Annotated in this window: 15 protein-coding genes; 13 read left to right on the forward strand and 2 right to left on the reverse strand. The window is 42.3% G+C overall.

Annotation, left to right across the window (positions count from 1 at the left end; all coding sequences use genetic code 11):
• Positions 1-111 precede the first annotated feature (111 nt).
• The 12 genes from panB to ACXAFV_RS09630 all read left to right on the forward strand — a co-directional run bounded on the left by panB (position 112) and on the right by ACXAFV_RS09630 (position 12,520).
• Positions 112-951, forward strand: coding sequence for a 3-methyl-2-oxobutanoate hydroxymethyltransferase (gene panB / locus ACXAFV_RS09575; protein ID WP_475126005.1), 840 nt, complete (start codon positions 112-114; stop codon positions 949-951).
• Positions 948-1,826 (forward strand): pantoate--beta-alanine ligase, encoded by an 879-nt coding sequence (gene panC, locus ACXAFV_RS09580; RefSeq protein ID WP_475126007.1) that lies wholly within the window; start codon positions 948-950, stop codon positions 1,824-1,826. The genes panB and panC overlap by 4 nt, the downstream gene beginning before the upstream one ends.
• Positions 1,811-2,194 (forward strand): aspartate 1-decarboxylase, encoded by a 384-nt coding sequence (panD, locus tag ACXAFV_RS09585; RefSeq protein WP_475126008.1) that lies wholly within the window; start codon positions 1,811-1,813, stop codon positions 2,192-2,194. Before panC ends, panD begins: the two co-directional genes overlap by 16 nt.
• Positions 2,195-2,368: 174 nt before the next feature.
• Positions 2,369-5,161, forward strand: coding sequence for an ATP-dependent DNA helicase DinG (gene dinG / locus ACXAFV_RS09590; protein ID WP_475126010.1), 2,793 nt, complete (start codon positions 2,369-2,371; stop codon positions 5,159-5,161).
• A 151-nt stretch (positions 5,162-5,312) separates the two neighbouring features.
• Positions 5,313-6,158 carry a ComEC/Rec2 family competence protein gene (locus ACXAFV_RS09595; RefSeq protein ID WP_475126012.1) on the forward strand — a complete coding sequence of 282 codons (846 nt, stop codon included), beginning with the start codon at positions 5,313-5,315 and terminating at the stop codon, positions 6,156-6,158.
• Between the two features lie 243 nt (positions 6,159-6,401).
• Entirely contained in the window at positions 6,402-6,572 is a 171-nt protein-coding gene (locus tag ACXAFV_RS09600; RefSeq protein WP_341983288.1) for a YpmA family protein, read from the forward strand.
• Between the two features lie 11 nt (positions 6,573-6,583).
• The gene (locus ACXAFV_RS09605) at positions 6,584-7,060 is read left to right on the forward strand and encodes a cell wall elongation regulator TseB-like domain-containing protein (protein ID WP_475126014.1); all 477 of its coding nucleotides are present in this window, start codon (positions 6,584-6,586) and stop codon (positions 7,058-7,060) included.
• A 21-nt stretch (positions 7,061-7,081) separates the two neighbouring features.
• Entirely contained in the window at positions 7,082-8,272 is a 1,191-nt protein-coding gene (locus tag ACXAFV_RS09610) for a pyridoxal phosphate-dependent aminotransferase (RefSeq protein ID WP_475126015.1), read from the forward strand.
• Between the two features lie 631 nt (positions 8,273-8,903).
• Positions 8,904-10,196 (forward strand): asparagine--tRNA ligase, encoded by a 1,293-nt coding sequence (asnS, locus tag ACXAFV_RS09615; RefSeq protein ID WP_475126017.1) that lies wholly within the window; start codon positions 8,904-8,906, stop codon positions 10,194-10,196.
• Positions 10,197-10,540: 344 nt separating this feature from the next.
• Positions 10,541-11,248 (forward strand): DnaD domain-containing protein, encoded by a 708-nt coding sequence (locus ACXAFV_RS09620; protein ID WP_475126019.1) that lies wholly within the window; start codon positions 10,541-10,543, stop codon positions 11,246-11,248.
• 97 nt (positions 11,249-11,345) lie between these two features.
• Positions 11,346-12,002: an endonuclease III gene (gene nth, locus ACXAFV_RS09625; protein WP_475126020.1), complete on the forward strand. Its 657-nt coding sequence runs from the start codon at positions 11,346-11,348 to the stop codon at positions 12,000-12,002.
• Positions 11,999-12,520 (forward strand): YpoC family protein, encoded by a 522-nt coding sequence (locus ACXAFV_RS09630; RefSeq protein ID WP_475126021.1) that lies wholly within the window; start codon positions 11,999-12,001, stop codon positions 12,518-12,520. The genes nth and ACXAFV_RS09630 overlap by 4 nt, the downstream gene beginning before the upstream one ends.
• 32 nt (positions 12,521-12,552) lie before the next feature.
• On the opposite strand, the gene ACXAFV_RS09635 is transcribed toward ACXAFV_RS09630, so the two are convergent.
• Together ACXAFV_RS09635 and recU are read right to left on the reverse strand one after the other, a co-directional pair.
• Complete coding sequence (locus ACXAFV_RS09635; RefSeq protein WP_475126023.1) at positions 12,553-15,255, reverse strand: transglycosylase domain-containing protein; 2,703 nt, start codon at positions 15,253-15,255, stop codon at positions 12,553-12,555.
• 103 nt (positions 15,256-15,358) lie between these two features.
• On the reverse strand, positions 15,359-15,961 hold the full coding sequence (gene recU / locus ACXAFV_RS09640) for a Holliday junction resolvase RecU (protein WP_475126025.1): 603 nt from the start codon (positions 15,959-15,961) through the stop codon (positions 15,359-15,361).
• Positions 15,962-16,069: 108 nt separating this feature from the next.
• Between recU and ACXAFV_RS09645 the strand changes: the two genes are divergently transcribed.
• The gene (locus ACXAFV_RS09645) at positions 16,070-17,095 is read left to right on the forward strand and encodes a DUF2515 family protein (protein WP_475126026.1); all 1,026 of its coding nucleotides are present in this window, start codon (positions 16,070-16,072) and stop codon (positions 17,093-17,095) included.
• Positions 17,096-17,348 lie beyond the last annotated feature (253 nt).

Raw genomic sequence — 17,348 nt, forward strand, 5'->3', positions numbered from 1 at the left:
TTCGAAAACTAGTGTACGATAAACATTATCTTTTAGAAAACAGCCTTTTGTCATATTGTAAGTGCTTTCATTTTTGTTTCGTCACCTCTGACTGCAAAGAAGGAGGAAAACATGAAACAGACGACTGATTTTTTAAAAATGAAGAAGGAATCGGAAAAAATATCGATGCTGACGGCATATGATTATCCGAGTGCCAAATTAGCTCAAGAAGCCGGAATCGATCTAATACTGGTCGGTGATTCACTCGGTATGGTGGTTCTTGGCTATGATTCGACTGTGCCTGTGACGGTTGAAGATATGATTCATCATACGAAAGCAGCAAGAAGAGGTGCACCCCATACGTTTATCGTGACTGACATGCCTTTCATGACCTATCATCTTTCTAGGGATGAAACATTAAAAACAGCAGCGAAAATCATGCAGGAAAGCGGTGCAAATGCGGTGAAGGTGGAAGGGGCAGGACTCGTGATCGAGCGAATCCAATCGATGACCGCCGCTGGAATACCGGTGATGGCTCATTTAGGATTGACTCCTCAATCTGTAGGCGTTCTGGGAGGTTATAAAGTACAGGGTAAGACGGCTCATTCAGCGCAAACGCTCCTTGAGGATGCGATAAAGTGTGAAGAGGCCGGGGCATTTTCAATCGTATTGGAATGTGTACCCAAGCAACTGGCTAAAGAGGTTTCAGAAGCTGTAAACATTCCTGTAATCGGAATCGGAGCCGGCAATGAAACGGACGGTCAAGTACTTGTCTTCCATGACCTTGTCACTTACGGAGTAGGCAGGGTGCCGAAGTTTGTCAAGCAATACAGCAATATTTCTGATACCATCACAGCGGGCATCGTGAACTATATAGAAGATGTAAAGAGTGGGTGTTTCCCTGAAGATAAGCACTCTTTTACTATGCGCGAAGAAGAATTACAAATGCTTTATGGAGGTAGTAAAAAGTGAACATCATAACAAAGCTGAATACACTCCGTGAAGAGATTCAACATCATAAACGATCAGGTGAATCAATAGGATTCGTCCCGACAATGGGATTCCTCCATGAAGGTCACCTTACTCTGGTAAAAAAAGCAAGAAAACATAATGATATCGTTGTCATGAGCAACTTTGTGAATCCCTTGCAGTTCGGACCGAATGAAGATTTCGATCGTTATCCCAGAGACATAGAGCGTGACCGGAAACTTGCAGAGAATGCCGGGGTTGACATTTTGTTCATGCCGGATGCAGAAGACATGTACAAGGGAACCTTATCGGTCTCGATGAATGTAAAGGAACGGGTTAATGTACTTTGCGGAAAGAAACGGGAGGGACATTTTGACGGCGTTGTCACCGTATTAACAAAGCTCTTTCATTTAGTGCAGCCGGAAAGAGCATATTTCGGACTGAAGGATGCCCAGCAGATAGCAGTGGTCGAGGGTCTCGTTGAGGATTATTTCTTTCCTGTGGAAATTATAAGGGTACCTACTGTCAGGGAAGAAAATGGACTGGCAAAAAGTTCACGGAATGTTTACTTATCCGAAAAAGAAAGAACCGAAGCGCCTGTACTATATAAGAGTCTGGAAGAAGTAAAGAAAAAGATTGAATCCGGAGAATTGGACAGGAATTCTATCATTTCAGAGGTCACTGAGTTCATTAATGGCAGGACGTCAGGAAAGGTCGAGTATGTGGAAGTCTACTCGTTTCCTGAGCTTACCCCTTTAGAAGAATTGACAGGCGAGATCATCATTGCAATAGCAGTACAATTCCAAAAAGCAAGATTAATCGATAATATAATCATTTCATTGGACAAAAAGGAGAAATCAGCATGTTTAGAACAATGATGAATGGTAAAATTCACAGAGCCCGTGTGACAGAGGCAAACCTGGATTATGTAGGCAGTATCACAATCGATCAGGATATCCTGGACCGGGTGGATATGATGGCTAATGAAAAAGTTCAAATTGTAAACAACAATAATGGAGCTAGACTCGAAACGTATATCATACCAGGTGAAAGAGGCAGCGGTGTCATTTGCCTGAACGGAGCCGCAGCAAGACTTGTCCAAAAAGGGGACGTAGTCATCATTATCTCGTATAAACTGATCGCAGAGGAAAAGGTGACCAGTCATGTGCCGAAAGTGGCGATCATGAATGAACACAATCAAATCGTGGAAATGCTCGGAACCGAGCCGGAGGCGACAATTTATTAATAAGCAAGGACGATTCTTTTTGGGAATCGTCCTTTTTTCGTCGCTTGGCAGGATTCAGTGTATTCAACTTATACTTGCCGCCTCTGCTTTTTATTTGAAATATGGTAAACTAATTTAGAAATCATATTGTATATCAGAATCATTGAAGGATTTATATAAAGGCTGTGAGAATAAATGTTACCATTCAAATTAATTGTTGTGGACTTGGAAACAACAGGGAATTCTCCGAAAAAAGGAGAAAAAATCATTCAGATTTCAGCGGTCATTATCGAGAACGGAGAGATTGCCGACCAATTTACATCATTCGTGTCTCCCGGCAAGCCCATCCCGCCTTTCATTGAAGAACTGACGGGAATAAATGATGGGATGGTCGAAGATGCTCCAGAATTCCATGAAATCGCTCCTAAAATACTCGAAATATTGGATAACGGAGTGTTTGTCGCTCACAATGTAACGTTTGATCTTTCCTTTTTACAAGCTGAGCTTGAAGAAGCAGGATACAATACATTCAAGGGCCCAGCCTTCGATACGGTCGAATTAGCCAAAATTGCGATGCCTTCTGCAGACAGCTTTAAGCTGACCGAACTATCAAATTTACTGTCATTGAGTCATGTCAGACCGCACCAGGCAGATAGCGATGCCTATGTGACGGCAGAGCTTCTGCTTCATTTTATCAATACACTTGAGGTCCTGCCGCTCGTTACACTGGAGAAGCTTCAATCGCTCTCGGGCTATCTCAAGAGTGACTTATCTTTACTATTTGATGAAATCGTCTCTCAAAAACAAAGGCATGTGGAAGATCTTTCACTGGATCTTGAGGTTTACAGAGGGATAGCACTCCGTAAGAAAAACGATCATGACCCAGATCAGTCCATGGTGGATGAAATAGATTTGGATATCTCCAAGTATCTTGAAAAGCATATTCCTTTTTATGAAAAAAGAGACGCGCAAATTCAGATGATGGATGAAGTCAGGGAATCATTTATGAAGGGCGGGCATCTGGTGGTAGAAGCCGGTACAGGTGTCGGTAAATCATTGGGATACTTATGGCCTTCGCTGCAATTCGCTAAGGAGCACGGTGAAAGAGTAGTGGTCAGCACTTTTACTACGCAGCTGCAGGAACAATTATTGCAAAAGGAGATCAAGCTGCTTGAAAAGATCTGTCCAGTCTCCTTTCAGGCAGTGTTGTTAAAAGGGAAAAATCACTACATAAACCTATTTAAGTTTGAGCAGTCCCTGCGTGAAGCAGATGCCCAATATGACGTCGTATTGACGAAAATGCAAATCTTAGTATGGTTGACAAGAACAAGTACAGGAGATATAGATGAACTGAATCTTACTTCAGGCGGGCAATTGTTTTGGAACCGACTCCGGCATGATGGATGGCACCTGCCTCACAGTAAGGATCCGTGGGTTTCGAAGGACTTCTATTTGCATGCAAGGAAACGTGCCCAATCTGCTGACATCATTATTACAAATCATTCGATGCTGCTTTCAGATCTCATCAATAAGGGAAGCTTAATCCCTTCCTTCGACTATTTAGTCATTGATGAAGCCCATCACTTGGAAAAATCGGCAAGACAGCATTTAGGGATCGTGTTGGACTATCTGTCAATAAAATTCACGACTTCCCAACTGGGGACTCTTGAACAAAAACAGCTGTACGACCGCTTGTACGGGCTTATGAATACGTATGCGATTGAAGGAACTCTTCATTCTTTTGAACTGGATACTCATATCCATCAATTTTATATCGACATGGAAGAGGCGATGACAGTCCTTTCCAATGTGTTTTTTAAACATGCGAAAAAAAGGATGGGAGCCCAGAAGATACAGCTTAGAATATCAGATGATATGAAAAATAGCAGAAGCTGGCAGCCTGTTCAGATGGCGATGGAAAGAGTCATTTCAGGAATGAAAATGATCGAAAAGGAATTTCAAGCGTTTCTTGATACGTTAAAATCGAAAAAGCTTAAGCTTAAAGACAGTGAAAAAGCGCTTGTAGAAGAATTCTACAGCTTTCTGGTTGAGTGGAATGAATTATGTCAAGCGTTCCGGGCAGTCTTTTTAAAGGAGATGACAGATTATGTCCTTTGGCTCGATGGGGATACCCGCTCATTGCCCAATAGTCTGGTCATCCAGGCTCAGCCAGTCGCTGTGGCACAAAATCTGAAAAATGAACTATTTACAAAGAAGAAAAGTGTTATCCTTACATCAGCAACGCTGACAGTAAGTGATTCCTTCAACTACTTCTTAAACGAAATCGGCCTATCCGGCGATGAGATGAAAGAGCTTCAGCTTTCTTCTCCTTTTGATTATGCTCAAGCCGCCACGTTATTCATCCCAAATGACGTCCCTGAGATTCAGCATGTTTCGAATGAGGAGTATATAGAATCCATCAGTTCTCACTTGATCGGAGTGGCTCAGGCAACTAAAGGAAGAATGCTTATCTTGTTCACTTCATATGATATGCTGCGTAAAACCTATGAATTGATGAAGGAAAGCGGGCTGCTTGAAGATTATGTTCTAATGGCGCAAGGGATCACTTCGGGCAGCAGGACCCGATTGACCAAGAACTTTCAACGTTTTGATAAAGCCATCCTATTTGGAACCAGCAGCTTTTGGGAAGGGGTGGATATTCCAGGGGAAGACTTGTCGTGCCTTGCATTAGTTCGATTACCTTTTTCTCCGCCTGACGAACCGGTGACTCAAGCTAAATCAGAAGTTTTGAAAGCACAGGGGAAAAACCCTTTTTCAAGTCATTCATTACCAGAAGCGATTATCCGTTTCAAACAAGGTGTAGGAAGGTTGATCAGAAGAAGCAGTGACCGCGGCATTGTGATTGTATACGACCGCCGAATTAAAACAACCCGATACGGCAATGCTTTCATACAATCGATTCCGTCCATGAAGGTCAAAGAAGGGGACCTCTACGATTTGATTGAGTGGATAGAAGATTGGCTGTGAGAACTTTTGAGACGAACCAGATTATGCGAGTGAATGCATAATGCCGGTTCGTCTTTTTTTCAGTCTCTATGTGCTGGCCGTAAGTCAGTTCTGATTAATTTTTATTGTTTAACACAAGATAAAGGATAGATGAAAACTGGGGGCATGGAATATGAGAGTGGTAATATGCGCTTTGCTGCTGTTTAATTTTGTTTTAACGGATAGTTATGGGGTAAAGGTACCTGAATTGGACCTGAACTTAGCACAAAATGAATACGCCATCAGCTTCCTGCCTCTAAAGAGCGGCGAGGTGGCAGTTCTTCATCTGCCTTCAGGTGAGAATTTTCTGATCAACACTGGACCGCTAACTCAAATAAAAGAGCTGAATTATTATTTGAATCAAATAAATATCAAAGAAATTAAAGCAATAATCCTTACGGAGGAATCGGAGATATATACTGATGCTCTACTGGAACTGGGGAAGAAATATTCAATAAATGAGCTCATTGCCGGAGGTTCATTTTCCAGCATGCTTATAAACAGTAATGCTGCCGGAGTACAGAGTTTGAAAGAAGGGGACGTATATCCTTTGTCTTCAGAACTTTCACTGGAAGTGATCCATGAAGGAAATGCAAAACAGGAGGGGTTGGATTTCTCGCTTACTTTTTTTCAGCATCGTTTTCTATGGCTGAGCTCACAATCAAAGCACGCAGAAGATGTTTTTCTGACGAAGTCTTTAAAGAACGTGAACATCGTCAAAATCCCTCTCCATTCACGGACTGAATGTATCTCAGATCCGCTGATCAAGCATATCGACCCTCAGACTGCCCTGCTTTACCGCTCAAAAGAGAAATTATTAAATGGTGACTTACTAGAAGCGATAAACGAAGCGTGGATCGACCTTTACTTGACAGGGCAGCATGGGCTGATAACGATAAAATTCAACAGAAATAACTATGAAGTGCTCACATTCGAACAAGATGACGGGGCATTTAATGAACAATCCGAAAAAGGCTGACTCAATTGTCAGCCTTCTTTAAAGGCATAATTACATTTAGTGAAGGGTGATTTCCGGTTTTATTACATCGACAGTTTCGTTTCACCCGGTCCTAAATTAATTCAGAGATACTGATAAAGTTTTTTAAGTTTCAGCCTACCATATACATCGGGAATGTTGTTATAATGTTTTTAGTGTTTCTTAAGACCATCGGTGAATGATATCATCATTGGAAATAGACATATGGCAAAGGAGGAAGCTGCATTGGAGAGCAAAATTGAAATTCTTTCCACGGTTCGAATTTCATATACAGATGATTTATATAAAATAGTCGATGCATTGAATAGAACATTAAAAAAAGATGATTACATGTTTGGTTTAGCCCTTGATCCCGAGGATCAAAGTCAGGCTGTACTGACCATATATCGTACATAAAGAGGTTCATTATGAAAAAGTGGATTACAATTATTATAGTGGCAGCTGTCATTGTGACTGGAACAGCTTCCTTACTCCTTTACAAGAGCGCAAGAGGACCGGTAGAGGAAGAATTTGATCAAGCATCTAAGCGTGTACTTGATGAGACCTCTATAAGGGAAATAGAGAAGGCAAGCATCTACCACGGAGCCAAACCTTATACAGTCATCACAGGCAAGGATGATCAGAACGAAAAAGTGGTTGCCTTTGTGCCAGAAAAAAAGGGCGAAATTATCGTCAAAAAATGGGCAGATGGTATTTCGAAAGAGCAGGCAATTAATAAACTAAATGATGAAAAGCAGCCAGAGGAAATATTATCCGTGAGATTAGGGCACGAATCAGTAGGTGCTGTTTGGGAAATCACCTATTTGGATAAACAGAAAAATTTAAACTATTTTTATCTTCTTTTCTCTAACGGAGAATGGTGGAAGAAAATTGAAAACCTATAAGTTATTAGGAGGAACAAATCGATGAATTTATCTTTAGCCAAAAGAGTGAGTGCATTAACACCTTCTACAACATTGGCAATCACAGCAAAAGCAAAGGAAATGAAGGCACAGGGTATCGATGTGATCGGTTTGGGAGCGGGCGAACCGGACTTTAATACTCCGCAGCATATTATCCAGGCTGCATATGATTCACTAATTGAAGGACACACAAAATATACTCCTTCAGGCGGTACTGCCCAGCTGAAAGACGCTGTCATCAACAAATTCAAGAAAGATCAAAACCTTGTTTACAAACCTTCTGAAATCATCGTGACCAGCGGAGCGAAGCATGCTCTTTACACTCTATTTCAAGTGCTGTTGAACGAAGGGGATGAAGTGATCATTCCGACTCCATACTGGGTAAGCTACCCGGAACAGGTAAAACTCGCCGGCGGTTCCCCAGTGATCGTGGAAGGCAAACAGGAAAATTCATATAAAATCACACCTGAGCAATTGTCGGCATCCATTACAGAAAACACAAAAGCTGTCATTATCAACTCCCCAAGCAATCCAACTGGCATGATCTACTCTTCTGATGAATTGAAGGCGATCGGCCAAGTGTGTTTGGAAAAGAATATCCTGATCGTTTCCGATGAAATTTATGAGAAGCTTGTTTATGATGGAAATAGTCACACTTCCATTGCAGAACTTTCTAATGAACTTAAGGAACAGACGATCATCATTAATGGTGTATCAAAATCCCACTCGATGACTGGTTGGAGAATCGGGTATGCTGCAGGGAATGAAACGATTATCAAAGCCATGACGAACCTGGCAAGCCATTCTACTTCAAACCCTACGACCACATCACAATATGGTGCTGTAGCTGCATATATAGGGGATCAACAGCCTGTAGAAGACATGAGAAAATCATTCGAGGAACGCTTGAATATTGTCTACGAAAAATTAAACAATATCCCAGGCTTTGATTGCATCAAGCCGCAAGGTGCTTTTTACCTGTTCCCGAATGTTAAAGAAGCCGCCCGCTTGACCGGCTATGAAAATGTTGACATCTTCGTTCAAGCCCTTTTAGAGGATGCAAAAGTTGCCGTAATTCCCGGATCTGGATTCGGCTCAGAGAATAATATCCGCTTGTCGTATGCAACAAGTCTTGATTCGATGGAACAGGCCATTGAAAGAATGCATGAATTTGTCGTAAAGAAAAGCCAATAACACTCTGAGGGGCAGATCGATTTGCACGGTCTGCTCTTTTCTGATTGGGCATTGTCCAGCTCCGGGGCTTAGAGGCACATGTCATAAGTCAAACCGACCAAGAAGGCAAAGAACGCCTTCGTGGCCGATTCGCCTTATGCCACCCACCTCTGATCAAAGCCCCTCCGCTTTTCTCTTGTCCAGCTCCGGCGGCTAGAGGCTCGAGACATAAGTCATGCCATCCAAAAAGGCAAAAAACGCCTTTATGGCTGCCCTGTCTTATGCTTGTCGCCTCTGTGCAAGCCGCCTCCGCTTTTCTATTTGTCCAGCTCCGGCGGCTAGCCCCTCGAGGTCATAAGCTAAATGGTCCAAGAAGGCAAAGAACGCCTTCCGGCCCCATTCATCTTATGCTTGTCGGGGCTGAACGAGCCGCCTGCGCTTTTCTATTTGTCCAGCTCCGGCGGCTAGCCCCTCGAGGTCATAAGCTAAATGGTCCAAGAAGGCAAAAAGCGCCTTCCCGGCCAATTCATCTTATGCTTGTCGGGGCTGAACGAGCCGCCTGCGCTTTTCTATCTATTGCGACATTGTGACTCGAAATGTATAATATAGTACGATACATATAGCGTCTTAGTTTTTTTGGAGGGAAAAAATCGTGAAAACAACAATTTCTCAAGTAAGTAAGTTTGTTGGAGAAGAGGTTACGATCGGTGCCTGGCTTGCCAACAAGCGTTCCAGTGGTAAAATTGCATTTCTTCAGCTCCGTGATGGAACAGGGTTCATTCAGGGGGTTGTAGTCAAGAGTGAAGTCGAAGAAGAAGTTTTTCAAAAAGCAAAATCGCTGACTCAGGAAACGTCTTTATATGTGACAGGGGTTGTCACTGAAGATTCACGTTCACCTTTTGGTTATGAATTACAAGTGAAATCAGTAGAAGTCATCCATGAAGCAGTCGACTATCCTATCACACCTAAAGAGCATGGTACTGAATTCCTTATGGACCACCGCCATTTATGGCTGCGTTCCCGTAAGCAGCATGCGGTCATGAAAATCCGTAATGAGATCATACGTGCTACGTATGAATTCTTCAATCAAGAAGGATTCGTTAAAGTCGATCCGCCGATCCTTACCGGCAGTGCACCTGAAGGAACGACAGAATTGTTTGCTACGAAGTACTTTGACGAAGATGCATATCTTTCACAAAGTGGACAATTGTATATGGAAGCAGCTGCAATGGCACTTGGAAAAGTATTTTCGTTCGGACCTACGTTCAGGGCTGAAAAATCCAAAACCCGCCGTCACTTGATCGAGTTCTGGATGATCGAACCTGAAATGGCTTTTTATGATTTCAAAGATAATTTGGAAGTGCAGGAACAATACGTATCTTTCATAGTCCAGTCGGTTCTTGAAAACTGTAAGCTTGAATTAGATCGTTTGGGAAGGGATACTTCGAAATTGGAACAAATCAAAGCGCCGTTCCCAAGAATCTCGTATGATGACGCGATAAAGTTATTGCATGAAAAAGGATTCAATGATATCGAGTGGGGAGATGACTTCGGGGCTCCACATGAGACAGCAATAGCTGAAACATATGATAAACCTGTATTCATCACTCATTACCCAACATCTCTGAAGCCTTTCTATATGCAGCCTGATCCGGATCGCGAAGATGTCGTGCTTTGTGCCGACCTTATCGCTCCTGAAGGCTATGGGGAAATCATCGGTGGTTCTCAGCGTATCCACGATGCGGAACTAATGAAAAAGCGCATCGAAGAACATGAATTGGCGACTGATGCATATAAGTGGTATCTAGAACTAAGAGAATACGGTTCTGTTCCTCATTCAGGCTTTGGTCTCGGACTTGAAAGAACAGTAGCATGGATCAGCGGAGTGGAACACGTAAGAGAAACAATCCCATTCCCACGCCTATTAAACCGTCTATACCCATAAGGTATAAAAGAAAGCTGACTTTATTTGCAGAAATGCAGGTTATAGTCAGCTTTTTCTCTTTTTGCTTTTTATTCTTAAAGGAATAATATTTAATGTGGATTTGATTTAAATCCAGCTTTTGATTGGAGTGCAGGACGCAGACTCCTGCGGGAAGAGTAGCTAATGTGAGACCCCGCAGGAACGAAGTGACGAGGAGGCTCACGCGCTACCCGCGGAAAGCGGAGTCCTGCACGGAAATCAAAAGCGGTATTCAATGTTCTTAAAGTGTTAAATAATTCTTCTGAACACATCCATATCGACATAGATAATAAGCATGATATACTTAAAGGTGAGGTGTGCCGTATATGGATTATAAACAATTAATGGTGTCCTGGATAGAAGAAGGGACCCTGAACATTCCACAATTATTATTGACAAATTATCATACGCTTGGATTAAATGAAACTGAATTTGTCCTGCTGCTGCATATCTATGGGCAGATAGAAAAAGGAAACTATTTTCCAACTCCGGAGGAACTTTCAGAACATATGAGTATATCTCCTGAATACTGTTCATCCATCTTAAGAAAGCTGATGCAGCACCAATTCCTTATGATTGAAGAAGGATCATCAGCAGATGGAATACTATTCGAGAAATACTCATTGGCTCCTCTGTGGGAAAAGCTTGCTGACTTTGTCATTCAGGATTCCAAGATGAAACAAATGCAAAAATCCATGGAAGAAGAAGCCGATATCTATTCGATCTTCGAGCAGGAATTCGGCCGTCCTCTTTCACCGCTTGAGTGTGAGACTCTAAGCATGTGGCTGGATCAGGATGAACATAATTCCACGATAATCAAAGCTGCACTCAGGGAGGCAGTCATTTCCGGAAAGCTGAATTTCAGGTATATCGACCGGATTTTATTTGAATGGAAGAAAAACGGTGTAAAAACGATAGAGGATGCCCGTAACCAAAGTCAAAAGTTCAGAACGCATCAGAAATCGCCGGCTCAGAATGAGGCTTCAGTGCCTAAGAGGAAATCGGTTCCCTTCTATAATTGGCTGGAACAATAATGAACGTCAAAAGGGACTGCGCCCATTTTTTAGGGTCAGTCCCTTTAATAGTGTATACTACATACGAACAGGTATTCAGAGTGAGGAGAAGATAAGAGTGCTTAATAAAAAACAAATACAGATCTGCTTAGATGAAATGAGAAAAATGTTTCCTGATGCACATTGCGAATTGCGGCATGAAAATCCGTTTGAATTAGTGATTGCAGTGCTTCTTTCCGCACAGTGCACGGATGCATTAGTGAATAAAGTTACAAAGGGCCTTTTCGAAAAATATAAAACCCCGCAGGATTATTTGAATGTTTCTTTAGAAGAACTCCAGCAGGATATCCGGTCAATCGGACTTTACCGAAATAAAGCTAAGAATATCCAGAAGCTGTCTGAGATTCTTTTGGAGGAACACGGGGGAACGGTGCCGAAGGAGCATTCAGAACTGGTCAAGCTTCCGGGAGTAGGAAGAAAGACGGCAAATGTGGTGGTGTCTGTAGCCTTTGGAGAACCAGCACTCGCTGTGGATACCCATGTGGAGAGGGTTAGTAAACGCCTGGGTATCTGCAGGTGGAAAGATAGTGTACTTGAAGTTGAAAAAACATTAATGAGAAAATTACCAAGGGAGGAATGGTCTGAAACGCACCATCGATTGATTTTCTTCGGAAGATATCATTGTAAAGCCCAGTCCCCGCAATGTGATATTTGTCCTCTTCTCGATTTATGCCGGGAAGGCCAGAAAAGAATGAAGAAGAAGGAAAAGATATGAGAGCGGTACGCCTGAAAGTTCCTCAGCAATTGTCAGACCGGTATTTTTTTGCTGGAAATGAAGTGCTTGTCAGCCCTGGACACTATATGGAAGAAGGACAATACTTTGCGTATGAAATGTTGTATTACAACGGGGAAAAGACGATGGATACTCCTTGGGCGCATCGTTATAATGCAGTAAATGATGTTATAGCCGCCTGGGATGAGGAACAAGTGATCCTTAATGAACAATTTAAATCCCGCGATAAATCTGTTCAGCTTCACATGAAAAGAGGGGTTGCATTATTTTACATGCTCCTGTTTTGGAGTAATTCGGTTCCGGCAGTATTAAGAGAATGGCAGCATGAGATGGAGAAGCTTTCTCTTAAACCGGTAAATGCAGTAGAGAGGATTTCCTTCATCAGACAGAACCCGAACCTGTACCATTCCTTTGTGCAGCTGAAGGTATTATTTCAGGAGCAGCATAAACAAGTTGCGAAGGATATGGCTATCAATAAGTTGAAAAAGAACAAAAAGTAAGGCAGCCGGGAAACCCCGAGCTGCCTTTTTTGTTATTGTAATTGATTGAACAAACTTGGGAAGGATGATTCACGGTCTGAACGTTCGCCGTTTCTAGCGCCGCCCTCACCGTTGCCACCATCACCAGTGCCTTCTCCGGATCCATCTCCAGTACCTTCGCCTGTACCGGTTCCGTCACCATCTGAAGGGGGATTATCTCCATCTTCGCCGCCGGTGCTGCCATCATCATTTCCTTGGTCATTACCGTCACCTTGTCCCTCGTCATTGCCATTTCCGTTGCCGTTTCCTTGTCCCTCGCCATCGCCTTGATCTTCTTCATTTTCCTGCTCATTTTCTTCTTCATCTTCATTATCGTCGTTACCCTTTACATTGACATTCACTGTAGCAGGGTCACTTCGCTGATCATCTTTAATAGCGACAACTTCAAAGGTAAATGTGCCTGTGGACGTGATATTTTCAACATTTAAACCGGTTTTGTCGGTTGTAGTAAGGACTTGTTTATTCTCACCATTTATCAGTACAGAAACCTCAAATGTAACGTCGTCTTTTTTCTTTTTATCATAGTCCCAAGCAAGTGTGATCGTTTTATCATCCTTGTTGAATTTACCTTTCAGACCTTTAGGTGCATCAAGCTTATCGAATTCTTTGGAAACCTTTGTAGGCTCGGTGCCTTTAACAAACAGTTCAGTGATGATCTTATCATCAGGAGTGTAGTCACTCGGCAGTTTTGCCGGGTTGCTTCCTTCTTCGACCTGAACTTCAACCACGCTTCCTGGTTTCTTAAAGTCTGCTGTGTCGACACCTTCATGTACATAGCTCATTAAGTCTTTGACAATAAATTGAGCTATGTGACGGTCTGACGGGCTTAATGTAAATTTGTTCGGTTTGTCATATCCCGTCCATACAGCGGCTGTATAATTTGTCGTATATCCGACAAACCACGAATCGGGTGCATGTGATTTAGGGATGTTGTTAGCTTCCCTTGTTTTTTCGTCATAGTTGGTTGTTCCCGATTTCCCTGCCATCGGGAGTCCAGATACTTTCGCGCGGGCACCTGTTCCTCTTGGATGATCGATAACGCTCTTCAGCATATCGGAAATCATATAGGCCGTGTATTCCTTCATTGCAGGTTCAGGTTTGTTTTCGTTTTTGATTTCGGTTTCGCCATCACGAAGGACAACTTTTTTGACTGTGTGCGGTTTATTGTAAATACCTTCATTTCCAAATGGGGCATAGGCACCAGCCATTTGAACAGAATTCATTCCTGGTGAAACCGCTCCGATTGATGCAGATTCGTAGTAATGGTCGAAATCAAGTCCAAGCCTGTTCACGAATTCTTCAGCTTTTTCCGAACCTACTTCCTGGAATGCTTTCAGGGCAGTCACGTTGCGTGAATCCCATAAAGCTTCTCTCATCGTGATATCGCCTTTGTGTTCCAAATCATAGTTGTTGATTTCAGGTCCATCTGTGTATTTATAAGGTTCATCCTTCAGGATATGATACGTAGACCATTTCAGGTATTCAACAGCAGGACCGTAATCAAGCAGAGGCTTGATAGTCGACCCGGGCTGGCGTTTCGTATCAATGGCATAGTTGAAGCCGCGCTGCACTTCTTCCTCAGTATTTCTGCCACCACCGATAGCGCGGATCTCACCGGTTTGAGTATCCATCAGTGTGATACCGGCCTGCATGATCCCGCCTTCTTGGTCTGGATAAGAGAAGCTGGTTGCTTCACCTGCCAGGATTTGCTCGACACGCTTCTGTGCATTAGTGTCTAGAGTGGTATAGACCTTTAAACCATCCGAGAACAGGTTATAGTCACCCATCTTTTCAACTTCATCTATAACTGCATCAACATACGCAGGGTATTTATTTCCATTTTCTGCTTCCAGTTCTTCTTCAGAAACCAACCCTTCGGTGATCGGGATCTTTTGAGCTTCTTCTTTTTCTTTTTCACTGATTTTACCATGCTGTGCCATCAGGGAAAGAACGATATTTCGTCTCTTTTCTGCACTTTCAGGATGTTTAAAAGGGTTATAGTTGTTTGGACTTTGAGGCAGTCCTGCGATCACAGCTGCTTCATGAAGTTCGATATCTTTAATTTCCTTGCCATAATAATAGTCTGCTGCAGTCGCCATGCCATGGATCCCTGCAGACATATATACTTTATTGAAATACATCTCAAAGATCTCTTCTTTTGTATATTCCTGCTCTAGTTTAAGAGCAAGCCATGCTTCCTGGGCTTTTCTTTTAAGCGTCTTATCAGGACTGAGGAATGAACCCTTGATTACCTGCTGGGTAATGGTAGAGGCACCCTCCGAACCAAATCCGCCTGTAATATTGGCAATGACAGCTCCGCCCAGACGAATCAGGTCAATTCCATTATGCTTATAAAAACGATTATCCTCTGTCGCTAAGACTGCGTCCTGCATTGTTTGAGGTATCTCATCAAAGTTTGCATACTCTCTATTTTCCTTCCCGACAGTTGTAATCAGTTCGCCATTCATATCGTAAATTTCTGACGCTACCGGGTCTTTCAGTAATTTTTCATCAAGCTTCGGAGCACTGGATGCGTAGTAAGCAAACAATCCTGCACCTGCTAACATACCGATAATTCCTATTATAAATAAAGAAATGATTACACGTTTCACCATTGAGCCTTTTTTTGGTTTCTTTGTTTTAGACTTCTGCTGGGCTAGACGCTTTTCTTCTCTTGACTTATATTGACCAGCCATAATGTTTCCTCGCTTTCAATCTTCTGTCTTTTTAGTATTGTCTAAGTTTCAATTTATACTACTTATAATGAGATAAACTATAGATTATCTCATTTTTGACTATCTAAAAATATAACTGATGGACTATTTTTAAGTAATCAACCCGGGGATGGAGTCCCAGTGCGATTCTATAGCCCGATTCCTCAATTTCTTCTTTCTTGATGGACTTTCTGCCCCCGTTTATCATCCGATCCCAAAAACCTTTCAGTGATTGGAAAGGGAGTAAAAATACTTCCTCAGTCAAGGAAAACCTTAGCAATACGAAGGTGATGCCCTCCTGCAAATAAACACTTTCCATATGGTTTATTTGATGTTCGTGGAAATTTTGAAGGGGAAAAGAGGTTTTATTTTTCGTTTCCTTCGCTTCAAAATCTATATACCGGCCTTTATATACCCCGTTATAGTCAGTGGTGGAAGGCTGCTTGAAATACGCCTCCTTGATTACAGCTGCACTCCTGGTCGGATAATGAACATCCACAATTTGGACTGGAGTGGGTTTTTTATGGATGACGGCTGTTTTGTGAACCAGATAATATTGGTTGGTTTCATTGATATCCTCCTCTAACGTCATCCCCCGGTTACTGTAGGTGACTTGTTTGACTTTCGTTTTTTTAGAAGATGATTTCGTATCCGTATACCTTTTTCCATTAGGATAATGGAATTTCATGGGAATACACCTCGCAGACTAAACTATATCATAACAGAAACCACTCCATTTTGTGTGAATAATTCATTACAAATTCCTTAAGATATGACTAAAGGAGAAGAGGATTAAATGGATGAATTCACTAATACCTATCGCTTTTTACCCTATATTACAGATTTTAAACGTAGACACGAGTGGATTGATTTCCTTCGCCGTTTTGTATGTCATCACAATCAAGATAATATTACAAGAACCGTAGCTTATCAAAGTTTTTACCTTCTCCATCCCGAGATTAAGTGGTCGTTTCTTGCATCGATGGTTTCAAGGAACGCCGGCTGGAATATGACTGATTTAGAAGGGGAAACATTTAGGACCCTGTTAACCCCAAAGACCAGAAGGAATCTTTTTATGACCTATGAAAGAGCGAATTGGTCCATATTCCAGGATGCTTTTCCTCAACTTCTTATCTATCATTATTCGACGTTATATAAGGAGAAAATGTTTCACCTGTTAAATGATTTTGGTGTTTCGGCTTTTATGCAAAAAGAATGGGATCGTTTTTGGGAACACAGAAATGAAGGCAGATTAGTACAATCTCAAATTATTAACGAGCAGAACTTGATACAGAAACCGGTGATTGAACACCCTGTGTATAAGAAAAAGGTATTCCGTTCAGGTTTATTCTTCATAGAGGATCATCTCCATTTTTGTTCCGTTGTATTTCCTTACGGGAACGGAGAGCTCATCGGAGCAAGTGTTCACGATTTCAGGAAGTTGGATGAACGCATCAAAATGGGGAATATCCTTTACCAAATTTTGTTCCACCCCGATTACTATCCTTCTTTTTATGAATTTGCCCTGAAAGTGAAACCAACAGGATCAAGGAAAGACTATGAAAGCTTTTGCTCGCCTTCTTTCACAAGGACGAATACACCATCACTCCAAAGTGTCTACGATAAAGTCGCCCATCATTGGGACATTGAGGAAGATTGGTCATCGAATACCAAAGTTAAAAAGGACTGGTACCGCACACCATCACTGCCTGAGGATCCTTGGATGACAAAATGGTTTTTTCACAAGCAGAAACAATTGAAGAGGGTGGCGTGGTTAAAGTCGTTGGTTATGAGAAAAGAAAAAACTGCAGGCATATTATAGGTGCCTGCAGTAGTTTTTCATCTTAAACTTGTCGGGGGCTAAGCGAGCCGCCTCCGCTTTTGTAATCATCCAGCTCCGGGGCTTAGAGCTCGAGACATAAGTCAAACCGACCAAAAAGGCAAATAGCGCCTTTCCGGTCGGTTCGTCTTATGCTTGTCGCCTCTGAGCAAAGCCCCTCCGCTTTTGTTATCATCCAGCTCCGGCGGCTAGCCCCTCGAGGTCATAAGCTAAATTGTCCAAGAAGGCAAAAAGC

The sequence above is a fragment of the Rossellomorea sp. ABR4_012 genome (assembly GCF_056159545.1).

Bases quoted from the DNA above. Each gene is read 5' to 3' on its own strand.
- panB (WP_475126005.1), top strand. From the start codon at position 112: ATGAAACAGACGACTGATTTTTTAAAAATGAAGAAGGAATCGGAAAAA.
- panD (WP_475126008.1), top strand. From the start codon at position 1,811: ATGTTTAGAACAATGATGAATGGTAAAATTCACAGAGCCCGTGTGACA.
- dinG (WP_475126010.1), top strand. From the start codon at position 2,369: ATGTTACCATTCAAATTAATTGTTGTGGACTTGGAAACAACAGGGAAT.
- ACXAFV_RS09595 (WP_475126012.1), top strand. From the start codon at position 5,313: ATGAGAGTGGTAATATGCGCTTTGCTGCTGTTTAATTTTGTTTTAACG.
- ACXAFV_RS09605 (WP_475126014.1), top strand. From the start codon at position 6,584: ATGAAAAAGTGGATTACAATTATTATAGTGGCAGCTGTCATTGTGACT.
- ACXAFV_RS09610 (WP_475126015.1), top strand. From the start codon at position 7,082: ATGAATTTATCTTTAGCCAAAAGAGTGAGTGCATTAACACCTTCTACA.
- ACXAFV_RS09620 (WP_475126019.1), top strand. From the start codon at position 10,541: ATGGATTATAAACAATTAATGGTGTCCTGGATAGAAGAAGGGACCCTG.
- ACXAFV_RS09630 (WP_475126021.1), top strand. From the start codon at position 11,999: ATGAGAGCGGTACGCCTGAAAGTTCCTCAGCAATTGTCAGACCGGTAT.
- ACXAFV_RS09635 (WP_475126023.1), bottom strand. From the start codon at position 15,255: ATGGCTGGTCAATATAAGTCAAGAGAAGAAAAGCGTCTAGCCCAGCAG.
- recU (WP_475126025.1), bottom strand. From the start codon at position 15,961: ATGAAATTCCATTATCCTAATGGAAAAAGGTATACGGATACGAAATCA.
- ACXAFV_RS09645 (WP_475126026.1), top strand. From the start codon at position 16,070: ATGGATGAATTCACTAATACCTATCGCTTTTTACCCTATATTACAGAT.